Raw genomic sequence first — 5,763 nt, 5'->3', positions numbered from 1 at the left:
CATCTCAATCGCTAATCCTTCGTTTCGTTATCAAGCAGTTCATCACTGCCCATTTGCGTTGTGGTAAATGTCTTCGTTAACAGCTGATCATTCGGAATACTCAAACGCTTCCCTTCGCTGTTTTCAACTAATGTATTGACCGTGGTGACTGCAACGATATATCCCTGAAATCCTTCAAACTCAATTTCATCACCTGGCTGCAACTGTTCTCGCGCGTATATCCCGGACACGATGCTATTAGCGATATCTTTTGTTCCGAGTCCCAATGCCAGCGCCAAAGCGATACCCAGGCTCGCAATCAACACCGTAAAGATCACATTTAGCAGAGCCGTTTCCAGTTCCAACTGACCAATTACCAATGAGAAGGTAATAAACATCACTAGTAACTGCAGCACACGGCCAACAGAAGCACTGTACTCTACGCCCAAATTCGTTAAAGAAGTCTCCACATGGGCTTTGCCCGTTTTGGCAATAAACAGACCAATAACAGTGATAAATAAAGCACCCACCAGCTTGGGTAGATACAGGACAATCTCATCAAGAATGGCTGAAAAACGCTCCAGACCCAGCGTATCAGCACCGGCCACGAGTATGACCAGTACCAAAAAAATATGTACTAACTGACCCACCAGGTCAGATGGCATCGTTTTGACACCAATTGACTTCAAAGCGCTGGTGACCGCAATCTTTCGACATAAACTGTCAAAGCCCAGACGACTAATTAACCGGGCCAGCCAGCGCGTGACGACTTTTGATAAGAAATACCCACACACGACAACCAGCAAGGTGCCAAGAAAGTTGGGTAAAAAGCCTGCTATCTCTGTCCAAAACCGGGTAAGGGCCTGACTAAAAGACTCTGACCATGCGTCTATATTCATTCTGTATCTCCCGCTTGTGCGCTATTTTTAATTGGTGTTTTTCTCAATGGTCTATTGTGTTTATTAAGTTGTCTCCGGGCTGAGTACATGGACGCCCCGAATCCCAGAAACACAACCCAAATCCAGCCCACAAAAAGCCCTGCTACATCTTTTACAGCGGTCACTTTGTGCGACTTCGCCAATACCTTCTTCAAGGCAATCTGCTGGTTTATCTCCGGTTGCGAAGCCTGAAACATCGCTTTTAACTTATCTTCATCCGTTGTCATGCTCGTTACTCTGATCAAGTTCTGTAGTGTGATATTGGGCAATAACCACACTTTCCAGATTATTAGCCACGCAATTACCGACCTATGTTTGCTTAGACGTTACTGATTTCTCATTAGTCACAAAAAAATGTGACTTTTTGTATGACAGTCGCGTCTATCAAGCTAACTATATGAATATAGGATACAAATATAAATGTCGGAGCCTCTTTCTAATTTAATTGGTGAAGTAATCAACTATGCCGACTCAGAACAAAAAAGCGCCAATGTGTCAGTGTTACTGGCGCAGTCTGATGAAACAGAAACGGCGCTTTTGCTTGAGTCTCTGCCAATTGATGACCGATTAGCATTGTGGCAGAGCTTGCCGGTTGCGAAAAAACTGGATGTCCTGATCGAAATGCGGAGCGATCCCAGGGAAGTGCTGATCAATGCAACCAGTGACGATGAGTGGAACGATATCTTCACCGACATCGATGCTGAAGACTTGCTCGAACTCGCCGACTCATTTTCCGGTGAGTTGATGGAGCGCGCATACGCTGCGATGGACAAAGTACAACGCATGCACTTTGCTCAAGCAAATGCTTACGAAGAAGATCAAATTGGACATTGGGTAACCCATGATTTCCTGGTTTTACCCTTAAATGCCAAAGTGCGTGATGCAAAACGGTTGTTGCGACGTGAAAACCCACGTCATACTGACCTGATCTTTTTAGTCAATCGCTCAGGTCAGTATTCCGAAGCCGTTGAAGTTGGACAAGTGCATGCTCAGCCTGAACACATTCCTTTAGTTGATCTATCACTGGATGAGCTCCCGGCAATCAGTGCCAACCAAACCTGCATTGAGGCTGCGATTGCAGTACAAACGTCGGAATATGGCGCATTACCGGTCATTGACCAACAGTCAAAATTAGTTGGCCGGGTCGATGTAACCACGGCGGCAGAGTTAACCCGTGAACACTATGAGCGCCAGTTAATGGCAACGGCGGGGATGGATGAAGATGAAGACTTATTCTCTCCTGTCCGCAAAAGTGCGCGGGGCCGTGCTATCTGGCTGGGTATAAACCTGTTAACGGCTTTCCTCGCCAGTGCATTCATTGGCCTCTTCGAAGCCACCTTGCAACAAGTTGTTGCTTTGGCTGTACTCATGCCGGTAGTTGCGAGTATGGGTGGAATAGCAGGGAGTCAGACTCTGACCCTTGTAATACGCGGACTGGCACTCAAACAGGTGTCGGGGGCAAACATGCAGGCGCTATTGATAAAAGAATTGAAAGTCGGCGGGTTAAATGGTGTCATCTGGGCAATAATTATAGGCCTGGTGGCTATGTTGTGGTTTCAACAGCCATGGCTTGGTGCCGTTATCGGTATCGCAATTTTAGTCAACATCGTGGCCGCTGCTTTGTCGGGTGTGTTGGTACCCGTGGTGTTGGAAAAATTCAATATTGATCCTGCATTATCGGGCTCGGTAATTTTGACGACCGTCACTGACATTGTTGGCTTTGTTGCCTTTCTGGGCCTGGGTACGGCCTTACTGCTGTAACAACCTTTTTGTTTTAGAGATTATTTATATCTATGGATTTTTCACAAATTAACCACGAAGTGATCATTTGGTGCGGCATAGCATTTTGTATATCACAATCAGCCATGTTTTCTGGGTTAAACCTGGCGTTTTTTTCGCTCAGTCGTCTCCAACTGGAGGTTGAAGTAACACACGGGCACCGGGCTGCGAAGAAAATCCTGAAATTACGAGAAGACTCTAATTTCCTGTTAGCTACCATTCTATGGGGAAATGTGGGTATCAATGTACTACTCACATTGCTATCTGATTCCGTTTTAATCGGTATGAGTGCTTTTATGTTCTCAACCGGTTTCATCACCATATTTGGTGAAATATTGCCCCAGGCTTACTTCTCCCGAAACGCCATGAAAATGGCTTCAATATTGTCACCTGTCATGCGTTTCTATCAGTTCTTACTTTACCCGGTTGCTAAACCATCAGCCCTGATCCTTGACGGCTGGTTAGGAAAAGAAGGTGTAGAATACATGCGGGACAATGATCTTCGCAGGGTTATTAAGCAACACGTTGATGCGGAAGAGGCCGAAGTCGACCACGTTGAAGGTATTGGCGCATTGAACTTTCTGGCTATTGATGACATTAAGGTGTCGCAAGAAGGTGAACTCATTGAGCCTCGTTCGATCATTCAATTGCCCACCAAACTGGACTTTCCGATGTTACCGGATTTTGTGCGAGATAGTTCAGACGAACTTCTACAGAAAATTAATGCCAGTGGTCACAATTGGGTGGTGTTAGCCGACATGAAAAATCAACCCCACCTGATACTCGATGCCGATGGTGCCTTGAGAGCAGCTTTATTTGACACCGGCGAGCCTTTTGATATTTACGATTATTGTCATCGCCCGCTAATTATCCGCGACGAAAACCTGACACTGGGCGATGTTATATGGCATTTGAAAGCCCAGGAGTCACTGGACGTTCACCACGACGGCACCATTGATGTCGACGTTGTGCTGGTTTGGGGAGCACAGCCCCGTATTATTACAGGCGCTGATATTTTAGGCCGTTTGCTGAAAGGAATCAGTGCAAAGATGCCGGATATGCCGGTTCTAAAACCCACCGCAGTAAATGAAAATTCGAATGACAGCGCTGTGGCTACGACTACCCAAAACAGTGCTGTAGACATTGCTGCAAAAGCGACCTCAGAACGACAACCGGAATAGCAGTTCTAACTGACTCAACAAAACAAGATGAACGTCCCCTGTTTTACCAGGGGACGAATACGATCCGTATCGCTGGTATCAGGGGTATCAGCGCCCAATTTTGCTCACACTGCTCATTTTTCAATTTAGAAATACTAACTGCTCGAAGGCGCTGGCATCAGCGACTTTTCGAATTGCTTTGTGTAACGCTGCAGTTTGTTGTGGTCGATAAACTTTGAGACCTTCTCAATGTAATGCGTTCCCTCTTCTGAATATTGGCCCAGTGAGGTGGCCAGTGCCTTTCCTGTTATTGAACTGCCTGATTCACGTAATTTCGCCCTTAAATCCCGAAACTCGTCATAGGCGTAGTGGGTGTTCAGGTTTCGAATGTAGGCCCGCACCGCGTGATTAACGGTGTCAAATTTAGCGACCTCGTGGACACGACCATCCTGACGCTCTCCGGGCACAATCCCGCAGCCCTTCACAAAGCACCAATGACCAAATAAATTGTTGCCCTGACGCGAAAAGCGCGAAGATCCCCAACCTGACTCAATAGCGGCCTGGGTTAACGCCAGCGATGGCGGAATGTAGTCTATTCGCAATAACAGCGAATCCAATAATGCATCGTCAACGGTGACTGGAGAATCTTCTTCATCGACCACTTTGTAATACTGCGCCAGATCGGCAATCCAATGCTGATCCGTGTCAGACAGCGACTCCGCTTCTTTTAGCGAAATCAGCGCTTCCCTGACTTGCAGCACATGCGCGTTTTCTTCCTGGATAATGGGGTACAGGGTATCGAAAAAGGCTTCCTTCTTCTCTTTAACGTCAGTGTAAGTGGTAAAATCCGGCAGGGCATTTACTGACTCCTCAGCGGTAGCTTCAATGTCAGGCAATCCACCATACTCATTGGAAAGCCAGAAGTGAACACCCAGAATAAGAAGTATTGCCAGCACTGCAGCCATTATTGCAGACGAACTAAGTTTGCCTTTCATTGCATGTCCTGTAGTTAATGGATGACGTTGTGGTTGTGTAAATTGGCGTCATCAAAAACGATTTCGTGTCTTTCGATATAGCCCAGAAATCATCAGTTAACAATCAATTCGTTATAAAACACTGATTTTCTGGGCGATATATCGTGTTGTTTATTCTGTTTCGAGCGTACATGTGGATCACTGTTGCAATGCTGCGCGCATTAACGCTTCGATAGCCTGTTCAGGGTTACCCTGCTGCTTTTCTACGAACAGGCGGATTTGTTTCGCGAAGGATTCAGACGTGTTCCCTTGAACAACAGCCAAAAATACGTCAATCCCTCCTGTTCCCAGCTGCTCGGCCTGTTGACTAAACGCTCGCCAAACCGATGCACTGTCGCCCGAATCATGTTTTTGCAAAGCCTTATCTACTGCATGATGAATGACTAACCCACAGGTGTAGTACAAGTCAAAACGCCCCTGTGTTGATGCTTGGCTTAGCGTCATCTTATCCAGCCCCTCAATACATTTGACCTTCGCTCGTTCAATTTTGCTTTTAACGTATAAGTCAGTATCCGGGTAGAGCGCTAACAGCGCTTTGGCTGCTAACCAATCGGCATGCCCTTCATGCAACCAGGCTTCATTGTCATTGCCGACCAACTCCACATCGCCGCTAAATTGATACAAATGAGCGACTTCATGAGCGAAGAACCAGAGGGTGTCATTCAAAAACTGACTGTCTTTTGTTTTTTGATGCAGAGTGTTCACGTTCCAATGCATGAATATTTGGTTTGGCAGCGTTCCACCCTGCGATGAGTGCCCATTAACATTGGCATAAGAGGCAAACAGAACCGGCTTTTTCCCATTGATTTTCCCTAGTTGTTGTTCGAAATGCAGCATCAATTCAGGTATATCTGTATCCAAAGCATGCTTCAT

General features: G+C 46.3%; 5 protein-coding genes and 1 pseudogene. 2 read left to right on the top strand and 4 right to left on the bottom strand.

Features of this window, described 5'->3' with window-relative positions; translation table 11 throughout:
- Positions 1–11: 11 nt before the first annotated feature.
- Both AC4MRN_RS19010 and AC4MRN_RS19005 read right to left on the bottom strand, forming a co-directional pair.
- The gene (locus AC4MRN_RS19010; RefSeq protein ID WP_255052313.1) at positions 12–878 is read right to left on the bottom strand and encodes a mechanosensitive ion channel family protein; all 867 of its coding nucleotides are present in this window, start codon (positions 876–878) and stop codon (positions 12–14) included.
- Positions 875–1,144 (bottom strand): hypothetical protein, encoded by a 270-nt coding sequence (locus AC4MRN_RS19005; protein ID WP_155016135.1) that lies wholly within the window; start codon positions 1,142–1,144, stop codon positions 875–877. Before AC4MRN_RS19005 ends, AC4MRN_RS19010 begins: the two co-directional genes overlap by 4 nt.
- A gap of 193 nt (positions 1,145–1,337) precedes the next feature.
- Between AC4MRN_RS19005 and AC4MRN_RS19000 the strand changes: the two genes are divergently transcribed.
- Both AC4MRN_RS19000 and AC4MRN_RS18995 read left to right on the top strand, forming a co-directional pair.
- Positions 1,338–2,678 (top strand): magnesium transporter, encoded by a 1,341-nt coding sequence (locus AC4MRN_RS19000; RefSeq protein ID WP_491204181.1) that lies wholly within the window; start codon positions 1,338–1,340, stop codon positions 2,676–2,678.
- Between the two features lie 47 nt (positions 2,679–2,725).
- Positions 2,726–3,877, top strand: coding sequence for a DUF21 domain-containing protein (locus AC4MRN_RS18995; protein WP_491204182.1), 1,152 nt, complete (start codon positions 2,726–2,728; stop codon positions 3,875–3,877).
- A 134-nt stretch (positions 3,878–4,011) separates the two neighbouring features.
- Here the strand turns inward: AC4MRN_RS18995 and AC4MRN_RS18990 are convergent, their stop codons facing one another.
- Positions 4,012–4,851: a glucosaminidase domain-containing protein gene (locus AC4MRN_RS18990; protein WP_491204180.1), complete on the bottom strand. Its 840-nt coding sequence runs from the start codon at positions 4,849–4,851 to the stop codon at positions 4,012–4,014.
- Between the two features lie 177 nt (positions 4,852–5,028).
- Positions 5,029–5,763: pseudogene (locus AC4MRN_RS18985) on the bottom strand (hypothetical protein); the annotation flags it as partial.

Source organism: Marisediminitalea sp., assembly GCF_984433645.1.
Note: the sequence above shows the minus strand (reverse complement) of the source record. Positions and strands in the feature narration are given on the sequence as shown.

What these genes read in the sequence shown, in the direction of transcription:
- AC4MRN_RS19010 (WP_255052313.1), bottom strand. Translation starts at nt 878, where the DNA reads ATGAATATAGACGCATGGTCAGAGTCTTTTAGTCAGGCCCTTACCCGG.
- AC4MRN_RS19005 (WP_155016135.1), bottom strand. Translation starts at nt 1,144, where the DNA reads ATGACAACGGATGAAGATAAGTTAAAAGCGATGTTTCAGGCTTCGCAA.
- AC4MRN_RS19000 (WP_491204181.1), top strand. Translation starts at nt 1,338, where the DNA reads ATGTCGGAGCCTCTTTCTAATTTAATTGGTGAAGTAATCAACTATGCC.
- AC4MRN_RS18990 (WP_491204180.1), bottom strand. Translation starts at nt 4,851, where the DNA reads ATGAAAGGCAAACTTAGTTCGTCTGCAATAATGGCTGCAGTGCTGGCA.